General features: G+C 58.8%; 18 protein-coding genes. 2 read left to right on the plus strand and 16 right to left on the minus strand.

What is annotated here, in order from left to right; genetic code table 11:
* Positions 1–146: 146 nt before the first annotated feature.
* Together odc2 and P2W41_RS05900 are read left to right on the plus strand one after the other, a co-directional pair.
* Positions 147–1,280 (plus strand): ornithine/lysine decarboxylase, encoded by a 1,134-nt coding sequence (gene odc2 / locus P2W41_RS05895; RefSeq protein WP_292900267.1) that lies wholly within the window; start codon positions 147–149, stop codon positions 1,278–1,280.
* Positions 1,281–1,344: 64 nt separating this feature from the next.
* A complete protein-coding gene (locus tag P2W41_RS05900) occupies positions 1,345–1,908 on the plus strand; it encodes a GNAT family N-acetyltransferase (RefSeq protein WP_404934559.1) in 564 nt (187 codons plus the stop codon).
* A gap of 89 nt (positions 1,909–1,997) precedes the next feature.
* Here the strand turns inward: P2W41_RS05900 and P2W41_RS05905 are convergent, their stop codons facing one another.
* The 16 genes from P2W41_RS05905 to P2W41_RS05980 all read right to left on the minus strand — a co-directional run bounded on the left by P2W41_RS05905 (position 1,998) and on the right by P2W41_RS05980 (position 14,473).
* The gene (locus tag P2W41_RS05905) at positions 1,998–2,279 is read right to left on the minus strand and encodes an SCP2 sterol-binding domain-containing protein (protein WP_404934560.1); all 282 of its coding nucleotides are present in this window, start codon (positions 2,277–2,279) and stop codon (positions 1,998–2,000) included.
* A gap of 127 nt (positions 2,280–2,406) precedes the next feature.
* Complete coding sequence (locus P2W41_RS05910) at positions 2,407–3,081, minus strand: MarR family winged helix-turn-helix transcriptional regulator (protein ID WP_292897036.1); 675 nt, start codon at positions 3,079–3,081, stop codon at positions 2,407–2,409.
* A 381-nt stretch (positions 3,082–3,462) separates the two neighbouring features.
* Complete coding sequence (locus P2W41_RS05915) at positions 3,463–3,981, minus strand: hypothetical protein (RefSeq protein WP_404934561.1); 519 nt, start codon at positions 3,979–3,981, stop codon at positions 3,463–3,465.
* Entirely contained in the window at positions 3,978–4,343 is a 366-nt protein-coding gene (locus P2W41_RS05920) for a hypothetical protein (protein WP_404934929.1), read from the minus strand. Before P2W41_RS05920 ends, P2W41_RS05915 begins: the two co-directional genes overlap by 4 nt.
* A gap of 70 nt (positions 4,344–4,413) precedes the next feature.
* Positions 4,414–4,956 (minus strand): rod-binding protein, encoded by a 543-nt coding sequence (locus P2W41_RS05925; protein ID WP_404934562.1) that lies wholly within the window; start codon positions 4,954–4,956, stop codon positions 4,414–4,416.
* A 60-nt stretch (positions 4,957–5,016) separates the two neighbouring features.
* Positions 5,017–5,406: a hypothetical protein gene (locus tag P2W41_RS05930; protein WP_404934563.1), complete on the minus strand. Its 390-nt coding sequence runs from the start codon at positions 5,404–5,406 to the stop codon at positions 5,017–5,019.
* A 2-nt stretch (positions 5,407–5,408) separates the two neighbouring features.
* Positions 5,409–6,155 (minus strand): flagellar biosynthetic protein FliR, encoded by a 747-nt coding sequence (fliR, locus tag P2W41_RS05935; protein ID WP_292897032.1) that lies wholly within the window; start codon positions 6,153–6,155, stop codon positions 5,409–5,411.
* 48 nt (positions 6,156–6,203) lie between these two features.
* Positions 6,204–8,291, minus strand: a complete 2,088-nt coding sequence (flhA, locus tag P2W41_RS05940; RefSeq protein WP_404934564.1) for a flagellar biosynthesis protein FlhA — start codon at positions 8,289–8,291, stop codon at positions 6,204–6,206.
* Positions 8,292–8,389: 98 nt separating this feature from the next.
* Positions 8,390–8,656: a flagellar biosynthesis protein FliQ gene (gene fliQ / locus P2W41_RS05945; protein WP_007008607.1), complete on the minus strand. Its 267-nt coding sequence runs from the start codon at positions 8,654–8,656 to the stop codon at positions 8,390–8,392.
* A gap of 3 nt (positions 8,657–8,659) precedes the next feature.
* The gene (gene flgD, locus P2W41_RS05950) at positions 8,660–9,058 is read right to left on the minus strand and encodes a flagellar hook assembly protein FlgD (RefSeq protein WP_292897030.1); all 399 of its coding nucleotides are present in this window, start codon (positions 9,056–9,058) and stop codon (positions 8,660–8,662) included.
* Between the two features lie 3 nt (positions 9,059–9,061).
* Complete coding sequence (flbT, locus tag P2W41_RS05955; RefSeq protein WP_404934565.1) at positions 9,062–9,499, minus strand: flagellar biosynthesis repressor FlbT; 438 nt, start codon at positions 9,497–9,499, stop codon at positions 9,062–9,064.
* Complete coding sequence (flaF, locus tag P2W41_RS05960; protein ID WP_292897028.1) at positions 9,496–9,846, minus strand: flagellar biosynthesis regulator FlaF; 351 nt, start codon at positions 9,844–9,846, stop codon at positions 9,496–9,498. The genes flbT and flaF overlap by 4 nt, the downstream gene beginning before the upstream one ends.
* 36 nt (positions 9,847–9,882) lie before the next feature.
* Positions 9,883–10,932 (minus strand): flagellar hook-associated family protein, encoded by a 1,050-nt coding sequence (locus P2W41_RS05965; RefSeq protein WP_292897027.1) that lies wholly within the window; start codon positions 10,930–10,932, stop codon positions 9,883–9,885.
* Between the two features lie 11 nt (positions 10,933–10,943).
* A complete protein-coding gene (flgK, locus tag P2W41_RS05970; RefSeq protein ID WP_292897026.1) occupies positions 10,944–12,404 on the minus strand; it encodes a flagellar hook-associated protein FlgK in 1,461 nt (486 codons plus the stop codon).
* A gap of 37 nt (positions 12,405–12,441) precedes the next feature.
* Positions 12,442–13,698, minus strand: a complete 1,257-nt coding sequence (locus P2W41_RS05975; RefSeq protein WP_292897025.1) for a flagellar hook protein FlgE — start codon at positions 13,696–13,698, stop codon at positions 12,442–12,444.
* 100 nt (positions 13,699–13,798) lie between these two features.
* On the minus strand, positions 13,799–14,473 hold the full coding sequence (locus tag P2W41_RS05980; RefSeq protein WP_292897024.1) for a response regulator transcription factor: 675 nt from the start codon (positions 14,471–14,473) through the stop codon (positions 13,799–13,801).
* Positions 14,474–14,594 lie beyond the last annotated feature (121 nt).

Consider the following 14,594-nt stretch of genomic DNA (forward strand, 5'->3'; position numbering starts at 1 on the left):
TTATCGCATGACCTGGTTCCGGTGCTCTCCACCTGCCGGCTCCCGTGTGCGCATGCCGCGTCCTTTGTCCACCGCGGAAGCGAGTTCGCTTTTGCAGTTTCGAAGCTTCGGTAACGCGGCCTGAAAGCCGCGATTGGAGAGACATGATGGCCACCCAGCGCATTCTCGACTTCCTCGCCACCCGACGTCCCGAGGGCCCCTGCCTCGTCGTTGATCTCGACGTGGTGCGCGACAATTTCTGCGCCTTTGAAAAGGCGCTGCCCGATTCCCGGATTTACTATGCTGTGAAGGCCAACCCGGCGCCGGAAATCCTGCGTCTTCTTGCTCAGTTGGGCTCCAGCTTCGACACGGCTTCGGTGGCCGAGATCGAGATGGCGATGAATGCCGGTGCCACCGCAGACCGCATCTCCTATGGCAATACGATCAAGAAAGAGCGCGACATTGCGCGTGCCTATGAACTCGGCATTCGCCTGTTCGCGGTCGATTGCGAGGAAGAGGTGGAGAAAATTGCGCGTGTCGCGCCCGGCTCACGCGTGTTCTGCCGTGTCCTGACGGATGGCGCCGGCGCTGAGTGGCCGCTGTCGCGCAAATTCGGCTGCGTACCCACCATGGCTGTTGATGTCCTGCGCCATGCCCGCGCTCTTGGACTGGATCCCTATGGGGTTTCCTTTCACGTCGGGTCGCAGCAGACCGATCTGGACGCCTGGGATCGTGCATTGGCCGACGCCCGTGGCGTTTTCGGTGCGCTTGCGGACGAAGGTATCGTGCTGCGCATGGTCAATATGGGCGGCGGCTTCCCGACGCGTTACCTGCGCGACGTGCCTGCCGCACAGGCTTATGGCCAGGCGATCTTCTCGGCGCTTCGCAAGCATTTCGGCAACCGCATTCCCGAGACGATCATCGAACCCGGGCGCGGCATGGTCGGCAATGCCGGTGTGATCAAGTCCGAGGTCGTGCTGATTTCCAAGAAAGCGGACAACGACAATGTGCGCTGGGTATATCTCGACATCGGCAAGTTTGGCGGCCTGGCAGAAACCATGGACGAGGCAATCCGCTATCCGCTTGTGACACGTCACGATGGCGGGGAGACAGCACCCTGTGTGCTGGCCGGCCCGACCTGCGATTCCGCTGATGTCATGTATGAAAAAACGCCATATCCTCTGCCGCTATCGCTGACCATTGGCGATGAAGTTCTTATCGAGGGGACGGGCGCTTACACAACGACCTATGCTTCTGTGGCATTCAACGGTTTCGAGCCGCTCCGATCCTACGTGATCTGACATAAAGCTGCGTTGCCCGCGCGCTATGCGCGGGCCGGATTTTCCGGATTTCGGGATCAGGGTTATGGAACAGGCTGTTATTGGCGGCGCATTTGCGCCTGCCTTCTCGATTCTTTGCGAAAGTGCCCGGGACGCTGCCGAGCGGGAAGCTCTGCTGGATCGCGTCATGGGGCCCAAGCGCAAGTCAAAATCTTCGGAGAAGCTGCGCAGCGGCCGTTTGCCGGCGGAAGGCCTGGCTTTCGTTGCGCGTGACGCGGGAGGCCGTATGATCGGCTCTGTCCGTCTGTGGAATGTTCGTCTGGGCAACGAGGGATCCAGCGCCCTTCTTCTTGGGCCGCTGGCGGTCGAGAAGGAATTTGCCGGGCGGGGTATCGGCGCTGCGTTGATGCGCCATGCGATTGCCGAGGCACGTCGGCTGGAACACCTGGCAATCCTGCTCGTTGGTGATGCAGGCTATTATGGCCGCTTTGGTTTCTCAGCCGACCTGACGCCGGCGCTTTCGATGCCCGGCCCTTACGAGACGAACAGATTTCTGGCTCTCGAACTCACGCCGGGTGCACTGTTACACGCGTCTGGAACGCTTTATCCCACCGGCCGGAAAGCGGTGGTGCGAAGCCTGGTTGCCTGAGAGTGCCGGGGCGGACCGCACTCATGTTGCGAGCCGCCCCAAAAGCACCTGCATCGCAGCCTCTGCGGCTCTGTTCGCAGAGAGACGTGCTAAAGCACCTGGCTCAACTGCATGGCGACAGTCATGTCTCCGTCAACCTTCAGTTTTCCCTGCATGAACGCGGCGGTCGGATCAAGTTCGCCTGCGATCATTGCTTCAAGATCGTTCCTGGACAAGCTGATGATGCAATCAGCCTGGCTGTCTTCGGTGGAAACGCTGCTCCCGTCGACAACAATCACCCCGTCCTCTCCGCAGTCGAATTTCACCGACCGACTGAAATCCGAAGTTGCCACGCGTGACTTCACTTTCTCGGCAATTGCGTCCATCCCCATTCAAGTTCTCCCTGTACGCGCATCTGCGTCGTGTTGTCATTCAGTTGGCGATAGCCGTTTCAGCTACGACCCGCCGCTGGCAAACAGTAGGCTTTCATTGACGTTTACGTCAACGTCTTTATTTGCCTCAACCACGCGGAATAGACACGCGTTTCTTGCCGGCAAGCAGACGGTCGAGAAGAGCGATCAGAGCGTCTCTGTTGTCTTCTCCCCCTAGCCTTTCAATGATCCGCTTCTCATGCTGAGCCCACAGTTTTGAAATCTCCGCGATGAAATCGGAGCCCTTCTCCGTGAGGTGCAGAGAGTGCGAACGGCGATCGATATCGCCTTTGCGACGCTCGGCCAGACCGCGGGTCTCGAGGCAGTCCATGAGTGCGACGAAATTCGCGCGCTTGATACCCAATTGCTCCGCGACTTCGGTTTGCTTCTGGCCCGGGTTGGTGGCAATCAGCGACAGGACCGCAAACTCCGTTGGCCGCAGCTTCACGCAAGCGAACGATTTTTGAAAATCCTGAAACACGACAAGCTGCGCGCGGCGCAGTTTGTAGCCGATGGCGGTTGCCAGAAGCGGTAAACAGGGGCTTTGTGCATTGCTGTCGAAAACATCAAGATATTCATTACCGGGTGAGCCGGTGGATACTTTGACCGAGGGCTGGGTCATCTTCACTGTAAATCTCCAAACTATACTCTTTCGGCCTGCGTAAACCGCTGCGTCGAAACAGAGCTTCGCATCTCGACCGAAAATTGGTGAGATCACCGAAGTAGCGAAAGACTGTTTGCATACGTTGGCCGTATAAGGCAACGCCTTATATCCACATTAAACAAATCCATTTTGGACAAGAATGAGGCGCTTGGATACAAAAGTTCATATAGAACGAGTTTTTTCCGGTATTATGTTTGAACTTATAAGTTTTATATCTAATATTGTTTAATGCTTAGACTTTGTAGAAATGGTTCATGATTATAATATGTGATAGTTATCCTTGGTTCTCTCACTCGACGGAAGCAGCTTCTTCACAAGCTCTGAGCTGATTTTGAGATTGCGGGCCGTGAAAGAAGAAGGCGGAGGCCCGAACCCTGTCCGGATCTCCGCCGCTTCTCCTGTCTGGCAGGGATCTGGGAGGGCGATACTCTCAACTCCGGAGAAGTCTGGAACACCGCCCGATGTGACCATAATGGTGTTTTAGTGAGCACTCTTGCCGGGGGCGGAGCCCGCCGTCTCAGCCGGCCCGAGCCTGCTGCGTGCGGTCTTGTCGCGGATCTCGGCCTTCGACAGGTAATCGGCCTGCTCGATGAATACTTCATGGATGAGCTTTTCGCCGACCCGCTGGTTGATGCTGTCGCGAAGTCCGTCCCGGAAGGCAACGACGTCGAAAGCCTCGTTGCTTGCGTAGTCTATAGCGGGGTTTGCATAGAGGTGGGAGTAAATCTCATCGACCAGCATCGTCTGGACAGGGATGCTGAGCGCGGGAACTTTTTTGGAGTCCACCGAGTAGGAGAGGCGGGTCAAGAAATAGCCTTCCACCGCCCCGGCCTTTATCACCGGTACCGAGATGACATCGGTGCTTACATAGTCGAGGCCGCCAAAAAATGCAGGTGGCGGCTCGGCGCTGTTCTTCGCCTGCGAGAACTGGAACGAATAGAGCATCGTTCCAACCGTGACGGCGCAGATCCAGAGAGCGGCAAAGACGAATTTGATCATGCCGGCGCGGCCTGTCCGAATTCCTGTTGCGAATAGGTGCCGTCTGTCTGGGCACGCTGGATGGCGTCTTGCAGAAGATCGGCAACTTCATTCACTGCGCCCATGTGAGCCCGGATGGTGGCCTCGTTGTCGGCGAGTTTGTCGCGCAGGCGGATCAGAGCATCCCGATGCGCACTGGCCAGGCCGGCCTCGTTGGCCCCTTTCAATGCACGGGTAAGTTCGTAGAGGTGACGGCTTTTGCGCGCATTGGAAGCCTTGAGATCGAAGGCGGGATCATTGCGGATCGCAGCTGTCTCGGCGTCGATGGTTTCTTCAATGCGGCGCATGATCGCCAGAGCGCTTGCCCCACCATGCTGGTTCATCGTCAGGGAGGCATTTTCGGAATTTGCTGCGGAGGTCATATCATACATGGTGTTGTTCCGTTCCTGAACTTCAGCTGTCTTTATCGCCGCCGGCCGGGGTCGTGTTCACGCCAAGGGTCCTGGCTGCTTCTCGTTCGATTTCCTCGACCATGGCAGTGGAAAGAAGCGCGCGTCTGCCGATCTCTTCCTGCTCCGGTGTTTGAGAGATCGCGCCAATTGGCACGGGCTTTTCATTCTCCACCGTGTAGTCGCGCAGGACATTGCGTGCGATGCCTATGCCGCCCTTGTCTGCCAGTGTTTCGCTCAGTTGCTGTGCCAGCATGGAGCGCCACATTTCGCCCGCGAGACCCTCGCCGTAGACGGCGGACGTCTCCTCTGGGAGAAGGGATTGCATGAAGTTCTGCAGGACCATTGCCTCGAATTTCTTCTCGACATCGGAAGGTGCGTGTGCGCTGATCTTCGAAGCCTGGACAGAATTGCTGTCGAGCACTGCCGAGAAACTCGCGGTCACGTCCGATTTCGCCTGGAGCCGCGCTTTCGCGGCGGCAGCTTTGGCGGGGTCGGCGGCGCGCGCGACGTTCAGGACAATGTCGCCGGGAGGCGATATCGCCAAGGCGTCCTCCATCATTCGTTTTCGTAGGCAGCATCTTCCCAGAAGAAGCTTGTGGGAGGCTTAAGTCTCACCTGCTTTGCCGCGCTCGATGAACTCCAGACGTTCCCTGTCAGCAGTGCTGCGCTCGGAGAGATCACTGGCCTCGCGATAGGCCCGGGCCAGCGCGTTGCCGCGTGCATCGGCCTGCAAGAGGCGATGTGCTTCCTGCCGGGCGCGTTCGGCGCTTGTACGGCTGCGTTCGAGCGCGTTGGCGACGCGACGGTGATAAAGTTCCGGGAACAATGCGGTCATGGCCGTTCCGGCATCGAGCGTCTCGGTTATGGCTTTTGCCTCTTCCTGCGCAACAGCGGCTTCGGCGATGTGCGCGGCGTGTTGGGCCTGATGAAAATCCTTGAGACGCTGCATCACCAGAACCAGTTTCTGCAGGCGCTTCTGACGGGGTGTCGGCATTGTTAGCGACCTTCGAAGATTGGGAAGAAGCCCTCGGCGAACAGGCCAAGCAATGAGGGAATGGCGAAATAGAGAAGAATGATGCCCCCGGCGATCACGAAGGGCAGGGAGATGAAGTAGATCGGGATCTGTGGTGTAAGCTTGTTGATGAAGCCAATCGCGAGGTTCACCAGGATCGCATAGGCCAGAAACGGACTGCCAAGCCGGATCATCACGAAGAATGCGTCGGACAGCGTATCGGTGATATCGGTCAGTGCGGATTGCGGGTCAAAGAGGCTCTCAATCGGTGCAAGCTCGTAGGAAACCACAAGCGCGCGAATGATCTGATGATGAAAATCGAGAACGAAAAGCAGCATCAGGGCAGAGAGCGATATCAATGCCGTCAGGGGCGGCTGGGCTTCCGGTTCTTCGATAGCCGTGCCACCTGCAGCCATACCGAAGCCGGAGAACATCGCCATGGATGTGCCGATGAACTGAAGCGACAGAACGTAGAAGCGGGCGATGAGACCGATCAATGCTCCGATGGCCAGTTCTGAGGCGATCAGCAGGAAGAGGGGGCCGGGTTCGTCTGAGACATGTGGGGTGATCACATCCCAAAGATGCGCCAGCATGGCGAGCGTTGCCGCAACCGCCGCGAAGAGGCGCACCTGCATTGGCACACGGACGCTGGAAAGGCCGGGCATGAACAGGAAGCAGCCGCCTATGCGACAGAAGGCGAGGAAGGCGGCCAGGAGCGGGGTTTCCAGCATGGTCTCAGGTTGCCGGTGCAATCAACAGGGGCAGGCCGGCGCCGCGCATCAGGAAATTGAACCCAATACGCTGAGCTCGACGCCTTTTGCCATCTCGACATGGCTGAGGACGGGGAGTGTGGGGAAGAGACGCTCGGTAATCATGCGAACATAGGGGCGTGCTTCCGGTGCGGTGACAAGAACGAAGCGTTCGCCGGCATCGAGATGTTTGCGAATGGCGGTACTCGCTTCCTGTCCGAATTCCTCGAGTTGCCGCGGATCGATATCGAACTCGCGGATTTCGCCCTTGGCATCACGCTTGAGCGCCTGGTGGAAGGCGAGGTCCCAGCGGCCGCCGAGCCTGAGGACCTTGAGCGTGTTGCCTTCGGTCAGGTCTCCGCAGATCTGCTGTGCCATGCGAATACGCACATGCTCGACAATCTGCTCGGTGCGGCGGATATGCGGCGCGATCTCCGCAATCGCCTCGATGATCAGGTGCAGGTTGCGGATCGACACCCGCTCTGCCAGGAGCAGTTTCAGCACTGCCTGCAGGCCGGGATAGGTGATGTGCGATGAGCAGATTTCGTCTGCCAGCTTGCGGTATTCGGGGTCGAGCCGCTCGATGAGCGCCTTCATGTCCTTGTAGGAAAGGAGTTGCGGCAGGTTGTTACGGATGACTTCGCTTAGATGGGTGAGCAGCACCGACATATTGTCAGCGAAGGCATAGCGCTCGCGCTTCAGGTCATCGGCGAACATTTCCGGTACTGAGAAAGCCCGCATGCCAAAGGCGGGTTCCTTGACTTCTTCACCGGGCATATCTGGCATGCGGTTGTTGCCGACGAGCACCAGAAGTTCTCCCACACGCATCTGATACTCGGTGACTACAGTGCCGTGAATCTTGATGCGGTAGCTCTTTGGAGGAATGGAATAGTCATCGGTCAGGCGCACCTCGGGCACCACGAACCCATACTGCGCGGCGAACTTCTTGCGCATCTTGCTCATGCGATAGGCGAGCTCCTGATGCGACGCCAGAAGCCGCGTCGAAAGCTGCTTGCCGATAAGGAGCTCGATCTCTGCGGTTTTCAGAGAGGATTTGACGGAGTTGCGCTCTTCCTCTTCCTGGGAAAGTTGTTCCTGTCGTTGTGCCTCGTTCTCCTTTTCGCGCCGTTGGCGCGCACGCAGTGGCAATGCATAGCCTATACCGCCCATGATGCCGGCAAGCGCCACGAACGGAATAAAGGGAAGACCGGGAACGAGGCCGAGCACTGTCAGAAGCATCGCGGCGACGAAGAGCGCGCGCGGGTAAGCGCTGAGCTGTCCGAACACAGCCTGATCCGCGGAGCCGCGCGTGCCGCCCTTGGAGACAAGCAGGCCGGCCGCCAGAGAGACGATGAGTGCGGGGATCTGCGAGACAAGGCCGTCGCCCACAGAAAGCTTGGTGAAGACATCCGCCGCTTCGCCGATGCTCATGTCGTGGCGTGCATAGCCGATGGCGATGCCGCCAACGATGTTGATGGCGGTGATGAGGAGACCGGCGATCGCATCCCCGCGCACGAATTTCGAGGCGCCATCCATCGCGCCGAAGAAGGAGCTTTCCTCTTCGAGTTCAGCCCGGCGGCGCTGCGCTTCCTTGTCGTCGATCGTGCCGGCAGAAAGATCGGCGTCGATGGACATCTGCTTGCCAGGGATGGCGTCGAGAGTGAAGCGGGCCCCGACCTCCGCGATACGTGTTGAACCCTTGGTGATGACGACGAAGTTCACCACCACCAGGATCATGAAGACGATAAGACCGATAACGAAATCGCCGCTCATCACCATCTGCGAGAAGCCGCCGATAACGTAACCGGCCGCGTTCGCCCCTTCATGGCCTTCGGACAGGATCACGCGGGTCGTGGCGATGTTGAGCGAAAGCCGTAGCATCGTCGCGATGAGCAGGATGGTGGGGAAGGAGGAGAAATCCAGTGGTCTCTGAATCCACAAAGCGACCATCAGGATCAGGACTGAAAGCGCGATCGAGAATGCGAGGCCGACGTCGATCAAAAAGGCTGGTATGGGCAGGAAAAGCACCGCCAGGATGATGACAATGCCAACAGCAAAGCCAATGTCGCGGCCATGCTTTCTGGTCTCTGCGCCTGTGATTGCTTCGCTCAACGCCATGCCGGTCTTCCCACTCAAATCAGAACGCGCTTGCACGTCCGTGCGCTGAAGCTAGCGCCTCAAACTTGCGCGAAAGAGGAGAGGAGACAGGGAAGGCTTCAGAAGCCGCCTTCGATCCGTTGGAAGATGACGTTGCTGAAACCGGAAATCTGCGATGCGACGAAGGGGGCGGAGAAGGCGACCGCGACGAGGATTGCCACGATCTTGGGCACGAAGGTGAGGGTTATCTCCTGCACCTGGGTGAGTGCCTGTACCAGGGCGATGCCGACGCCGACCACCATGGCGACGATCACCGCCGGGCTGGAGGCAACCAGAACGGTCCAGATCGCGTACTGAACAATGTCGAGGGCGTCGGCTTCGTTCATCGTTCAGCGGATCACGACACCCGGTCCGACGGGAATCTTGTCGCCGCTTTCGAGAACGGCCATGACGCCATCGCTATAGAGGCGTACTTCGGCCACCTTGCCGGTGGTTTCGCCGTCGGCGGAGGTGATTTCACGGCCTACAAGGCTGCCGGCCTGCGCAAGTGCGGAAGCCTGGAGAATCTGGTCAAGCTTGGCGTTTGCCTGCACCGACTGCTCGACCTGCGAGAACGTGGCAAGCTGTGCCACATAATCCGTGGATTCCATCGGGCTCGTGGGGTCCTGGTTTTTCATCTCCGCGACCAGAAGACGAAGGAATGCCTGGTAGTCCACCGTTTGCGGTGTGGCAGCCTGCTGCGTGCCATTGCTATAGGTCTGGGTGCCTGATGCTGCTTCAACGTTCATGGCTTACTCTCCTGCAATGGCGGTGACGGGCTCGCTATTGGCCGGTTGCGTGTTCTGGGTCATGATCTCGTCTTCGATAGGATAAAGCGCACGGATTTCCTTCAGAGCGTCATAGACCTGGTCGTTCGCCACCAGCTCCTCCACATGCTTCAGACCGGCACGGATGCGCTCGCTTGTGAAGCTGTTCAGTAGTCTCGGAAGGAGCTGGCCGAAAAGCTGGCGCGCATCATCTGCATTCTCCGGCGTGATCAACATTATCTGTACCGTGAAATACAGTTGACGCAGCGGTGTGTGCGCATCTTCCGCCTGAAGGACGTGGTTCTCAAGCAAGAACTGAACGTTGTTCAGGAATTCCAGCGTCACTTTTCGGTCGGTCTTGATGACTGCGCCGTTGACGTAGATCTTCTCGTTCGCCTTGAGTGATATTTTTAACGTGCTCATTGCTGAATGCCGTCGCGGATGATCTGCGACACCTCGATAAGGCCATCAAGGTTCTGCGATCTTCCCTGACGCACTTCTTCTCCTTCCCGCAGCAGCCATAAGCCTATGGAAATCAGATTGGCTCTGAGCTCCTTTGGCAGCTCGTTTTCCGGATTGCCGAGATCGTCGATGAAGGCAGTCCAGACGCGGATCATGAAGTGAATTGCCTCGACGGCTTCCTGCGAGTTCGGGCCCTTCTCGCGCGCAGCCTGAAGAAGATCGATTGAACGGCTCAGAACCTGTTCCTCCCGATCCCGGGCGTCGGCGAGCGAGTCTGTCTGAACTTCGCTGTAGGAAAACTGGTACATGTGCTTCCCGTTCGTTTTGTTCCGGCTGTCTGTCGGTTATCGCAGATAGTTCAAGATGCTGAGCTGCTGCAGGCGTGCGGTCAGCGCGTAGGATGCGTCGAGCTGTGCTCTCAGGTCGTTCACCCGGGTCGCTGCCTCGTAGGGGTCGATGCCCTCGCTGTCCTTTATCAGTGTGTTGAACAGATCAACCTGGGCGGAGAGCCGTTCGCTGGCTGCCGAGACCCGGTTTTCGACAATACCGGCCTGCGCCTGCGCGTTCGCGACCTCGGCGACGGCTTCACCGACCAGCGTGAGCGATCTGTCGTAGAGAACAGCGCGCGCTTCCTCGCCGAGAGGGCCATTGAAAAGGTCGGAAATCGTGGCCGCAACCATGGCCAGCTTGCGTATGCCGGTCTCATTGGCCGTCAGCGACGTCTCCGCGGTTTCGTTCAAGGTGATGCGGCTGGTAATTTTCTGGCTGGATGCGCTGGACCAATTGGTTTCCCAGCCCGCGCCGATGAATTGAGGTTCCACGAAATTGGTGAGGAAGTCGTCCATGTCGGCTGCAGTGATACTCGCCGCTGCGGGGTCAGTCTGCGCAAAGCCGAATTTTGCCACAAATGCCGCATCAAAGGCCGCTTTCGCTGGCGAGGCCGGGACGTCGAAATCGGTGACCGGCTTGACGTCGGTGTTGATGCCGGCGAACAGGTATTCGCCATTAAGATTGGTGTTGAGTATGCCGGTTATCGATTTCAATACGCGCTCGGCTTCCGCCTGTGACACGGAGACCTGATCGATGTCGGACTTTGCCGCTGTCAGCGCAGCAAGCAGGCTCTGTCCAAGATCGCCGATCTGCGTCATCGCATTCTGCGTTGCTGAAAGGCGGTTGGCGGCGATCGCGTTGGCATCAACGAGGCCGTTCAGGCGATCAATGTTGCGGGTCATCGAAAGATTGCGACCGGCATGGGCACCAAGTGCGATGCCAACATCGGCATGCCGTCCGGTTTGCGACTCCTTCAATCTTTCGGCCAACTCAGCCTGCATGCGCATGGTCTGGTACCGCAGCGACTGCGACATGGCCAGGGATGAGATGAAGGAGGTTTTCATGGTCGGTCCTTCTACCGGGTTGCCTGCATCAGCGTGGAGAGCATCTCATCGATAACGGAGATGAGGCGCGCTGAAGCTTCGTAGGCATTTTCGAGATCGAGCAGCAGCGCCATTTCATTGTCGACATTGACGCCGGTTGCGTTCGAGAGTGCGGTTGCCGTGCGTACCGCCAGCGCCTCCTTGCCTTCAGCGCCGCTTGCAGCTTCTTTGCGGCTCGCTTCCAGCCAGCCGACGGAATCGAACGAGAAGGCTGTCACACTGCGGTTTGTGTCGAGACCTGCCAGAGGGTCAAAAGCCATCGGTTCGTCGAGGCGTTGTGAGTAACCGAGAAGCAGATCCGAATAGGAGGCGGCGCCGCTCGTGTTGTGCAGATAGGCTGCGCCGTTGGCGCCGCCATCACGCAGAAGCGAGGGGTCTCCTCCGGCGCTTTTGTCGAACGCGACGTTGATACGGATTGCTCCTGCCAACCCGTCGATGAGTGTGCCTGCAGGCGGGATTCCGGGACCACCGGCCCAGGTAAACAGTCCTGCCATGTCCGGCTGGGTGCCGCTGGGGTCCGTCTCGGCAAAAGCCGTAATCAGGCCGCGTGCGACCTCGTCGAGTTGGCGCTGCATCTGCAGTGCTGTCTCGTCGCGTAACTGCAGGGCTGCCGCTATCGAGCCCTTGGCGCTGGTGTTGCCACCCACGCCGGGTACCAGCGGAACGCCATCGACATAGACCGAGTTTCCGGTCGTCCCTGGTCCGTAGCTCGTATTCGGGGTGAATGTGACAGGCCGCGGAATGGTCTCGAACAAGGTGGCACCATCGGCGGTGACGATAACCATGTCGTTGCCGGAGCGCGTCGTGGTCGAGACGGCGACATATTCGGAGATCTTCTTGAGAAGCGCACCCCGTCGATCCAGAGCGTCCGATACGTCGCGGCCGCTTCGGGTTCCGTTGACGATCTCAGTGTTGACGGTCTCGAACTCGCCGAGAAGATAGTTGAGGTCCTCGACCGCCGTTGAGATATCCCGATCCGCGTCGGCCCGGAAATTCTGTACTGATCTGGCACCGTCATTGAGTGAGCGAACCACCTGTTTCGCTGCTTGCACCGCGCTCTCTGCAAGCGTGGTGTTGGATGGCGTGGCCGCATAAAGCTGCAGGGCCTCCTGCAATTTACTGATCGCGGTCGCCGGCGCGTTCGCGTCGTCAATGCCGTTAACGGTTAGACGCATGGTGTCGAGCCCACCAGACATCGCTTTCTGACCCTGCCAGGCCGAGATCGCGAAGAGATTTTGTCTGAAGAGAACTTCGTCGGCCGCGCGCCGGATCTGAACGACGCGCGCCCCGGGGGCCATGCTGGACAGAAGCGCGCTGCGATGCGCGTAGTCCGGATTGCTGGCTTCCGAAACGTTGCGTGAGACGACTGAGGTCTGGCGCGAGGTGTTAAAAAGCGCCGTCTGCGCAATGTTCAGTGCAGATGTCAGAGACATTTACGTTCTTCCACTCCCCCGTTCCGGAAATCCACGCTTATCGCTTCAGATTGACCAGCAGTTCCATCAGTTCGGAACCGGTCTGAAACGACTTGGAATTGGCCGTATAGTTGCGCTGAGCCTCGATCATGTCTGTCAGCTCGGTGGCGATGTCGACGTTGGAACGCTCCACAGCTCCGGGTGTTACCTTGCCGAGCCCGCCGGTTCCCGAGAAGCCAAGCTGTACGCCGCCCGAATCCGCGCTTTCGGAAAAGACGTTGCCCGTGATGACCTTCAACTGATCGGGGCTTTGAACATTGGCAAGTGGAATGCGGTAGAGAGCCCGTCGGGAGCCATCTGCATATTGCGCGAAGATCGTGCCGTCCTCGGAGATTTCGACACTGTCGATCGCATAGGGTGCGCTTCCGTCCACTTCGCCGGTGACCGAGAAGCCGGTATCGAGCTGCGTCATGTCGGAAAGATCGATGGTCAGGGTGTCGCCGCCGGGAACGGTCAGCGCAATGTCGGTCGGGCTGGCGCCGTCCAGCTTGCCATTGGTCGGGTCGAAGGTGAGCGTCGTCGTGGCCAGGGGCGGGTTGGCGTATGGGAAAGACGTATTGGGCGCGGCATCCGCGCGGTCGTAGACAGCGACTTCCCAGGTGTCCGCGCCGGTCTTGGTCATGTAGACGTCAAGCAGCTGTTTACCGCCAAGATTGTCGTAGGCCACGAGCGAGGTCTTGTGCGTGTACTGGGCTGTGGCTGCGTTGGCGGAAGGCAGGTCCGCTGCCGCAACAACGTCCGAGCTCGATGGCAGGTTGGCTGTGAGTGTGCCGTTGCGCGATGGCGTTGCCACCAGTTCCGATTGCGCGATCGTCACGGTTTCAAGGCCTGCATATCCATTTGCGGTGACTGCGGGTACACCATTGGCGTAGCTGTAGCCCATGAGCTTGTAGCCGGCAGCGTTGACGAGTTCGCCGTCAGCGTTCGGCACGAATGAGCCGGCACGGGTGAGGAAGGGCTGGCCGTTGGTGCCCTGGACCACGAAAAAGCCATTGCCTTCGATGGCAAGGTCCGTGCCCGACGTGGTGTATTGCAACGGGCCGGACTTGGAAATCTCATAGCGGATCGATGTGGTGACGCCGCCTGAATTGTATGAACCGCCCGAGGACGGCAGGACAAGCGAGGAAAATTCGGCCTTCGCGCGCTTGTAACCATTGGTGCTGGAATTGGCGATGTTGTCGGCAACGGTGGACAACCGGTTGGATTGTGCCGCCATGCCGGAAACGCCGGTACGCATCATGCCGTAAAGGCCCATCGGAAGTCTCCTCGTAGTCTGCGCCGATCACGGCCAAGGTAGGAGACGTGACTTGCGTGAAACTGGTGATGACGCTTTGTGAAGAAAAAAAGCCGGCGGATCAGGCGTCCGCCAGCCGGTAGCCAAGGTACCGCTTGGAGTCGATCGGGTCGAACCCAAGCTTCTCGCGCAGCTTCTTGCGCAGTTTGCTGATGTGGCTTTCCACCACGTTCTCTTCGACGTCCTCATCGAAAATGCCGTAGATGGCATTGAAGATCTGGGTCTTGGTCACCCGGCGCGTCGGGTTGCTGGCCAGATACTCCAGGATGCGGCGTTCACGGCGCGGCAGGGGAAGTGGTTGTCCCTCAATTTCCGGATCGCGCCCGTCGAAGTAGATGCGCATGGCGCCGATTTCCGTGAATGTTGCCGTGTCCTGCTGGGCACGGCGGCGAATCGCCGTGATGCGGGCAAGGATTTCGCGGATGTGAACCGGTTTTCGCACCACATCGTCGACACCCCATTCGAACATGCGCAGCGTGTCGTCGAGCGAGTTGCGCTCGCTGAGTGCAATCAATGGCGCTGCGGAGCGTTCGCGGATGCGCTGAGCCCGGATGTTGCCCCCGTCGCACTGGCCGAGCAGGAATGCGCTCACCGCCTTGAGTTCGTCGTCAGCGACAGTTTCGACCCATTCGCCAAACTCGTCCGGTGCGAACCCTGCGCTCGCAACCCCCTCACGATTGAAAAGTGAATGATAACCCTCAGTCACCAACTCACGCTCGTCTATCACGACAATCAACGGCCCGCCCTCCGAATCAACTTATGTATCAAGTGGTAACTGGTCGGGCGAATCACGCACAACTATGAAATCTCAGGAGTCAATATTGGGGAGTCTGTTGGGCGGGTTTCCTGAGTTCCGC

This window comes from Nitratireductor sp. L15S-10 (genome assembly GCF_045011005.1).
Classification (GTDB): Bacteria; Pseudomonadota; Alphaproteobacteria; order Rhizobiales; family Rhizobiaceae; genus Nitratireductor.